Here is a 1,290-nt window from a genome sequence, read left to right as displayed (position 1 = left end):
CCACCAACCGAGCCAACGCCACCTCCAAAACAAACAACCCAGGCTGAGCTACTCCCGTCCGATCCACCCCCACCTCCGGCCCCTCCCACAACGCCTCACGCACCGACCACCCCAACGCCCCCTCCACCACACCAGCAACCTCATCAAACACCCGCCGAAACACCTCAAACCGCCCATACAACTCCCGACCCATCCCCCACCGCTGCGACCCCTGACCCGAAAACAACCACCCCACACCAGTGACGCCGCCACCAGCGACACCCGAAACCCACCCCGATGACCCAGCCGTCAGCGCCTCGACGAGTTCGGCACCATCAGCAGCAACCACCACCGCCCGGTGATCCAGCACCGCCCGCGACGACACCAACCCACCCCCCAGCTCCGTCAACCCAACCCCACGCTCAACACACCCCACCAACCCACCAGCCAACTCCCCCAACGCACCCTCAGACCGCGCCGACAACACCACCGGCACCACACCATCCGAGTCAGCCGAATCCCGCACCGGCTCCACCACACCCGGTGCTTCCTCCACAATCACGTGCGCATTCGTGCCACTGATACCGAAGGACGACACGCCAGCCCGCCGCAGCCGACCCTCCTCCCGCACCCACCCCCGCGACTCCGTCAACAACTCCACCGCACCCGAAGCCCAATCCACATGCGACGACGCCACATCCACATGCAACGTCCTCGGCAACACCTCCCGCTGCAACGCCAACACCATCTTGATCACACCCGCCACACCAGCAGCAGCCTGCGCATGACCAATGTTCGACTTCAACGACCCCAACCACAAAGGCTCGCCACCAGCCCGCCCCTGCCCATACGTCGCCAACAACGCCTGCGCCTCGATCGGATCACCAAGCCTCGTACCCGTCCCATGCGCCTCCACCACATCCACATCACCCACCGACAAACCCGCATCCCGCAACGCAGCCCGAATCACCCGTTCCTGGGAGATCCCGTTGGGAGCAGTCAGACCGTTCGAGGCACCGTCCGAGTTCACCGCCGAACCCCGCACCACCGCCAACACCCGGTGCCCCTTCGCCACCGCATCCGACAACCGCTCCACCAACAGCACACCCACACCCTCAGCCCAGCCAGTCCCGTCCGCCGCCTCCGAGAACGCCTTACACCGACCGTCGGCGGCCAACCCACGCTGTCGACTGAAGCGGACGAACATGTCGGGCACCGGCATGACGGTGACTCCGCCGACCAGCGCCATGGAGCACTCGCCGCCCCGCAGCGCCCGCACCGCCGAATGCAACGCCACCAGCGACGACGAAC

The 1,290-nt window shown here is 66.3% G+C and carries 1 protein-coding gene and 1 pseudogene; both read right to left on the bottom strand.

All coding sequences use genetic code 11. The features are described 5' to 3' along the window. Positions 1 to 1,084 (bottom strand): acyltransferase domain-containing protein (locus ABZ842_RS38820; protein ID WP_361548592.1); only part of this gene is annotated, 1,084 nt, incomplete at its 3' end. Between the two features lie 30 nt (positions 1,085 to 1,114). Next, positions 1,115 to 1,228 (bottom strand): annotated as a pseudogene (locus ABZ842_RS38815) (beta-ketoacyl synthase N-terminal-like domain-containing protein); the annotation flags it as partial. Between the last annotated feature and the right edge of the window lie 62 nt (positions 1,229 to 1,290).

The organism is Streptomyces sp. NPDC047315 (assembly GCF_040643215.1).
Classification (GTDB): domain Bacteria; phylum Actinomycetota; class Actinomycetes; order Streptomycetales; family Streptomycetaceae; genus Streptomyces.
The sequence above is the reverse complement of the archived record's forward strand: the minus strand, read 5'-3'. Positions and strand labels throughout refer to the sequence as shown.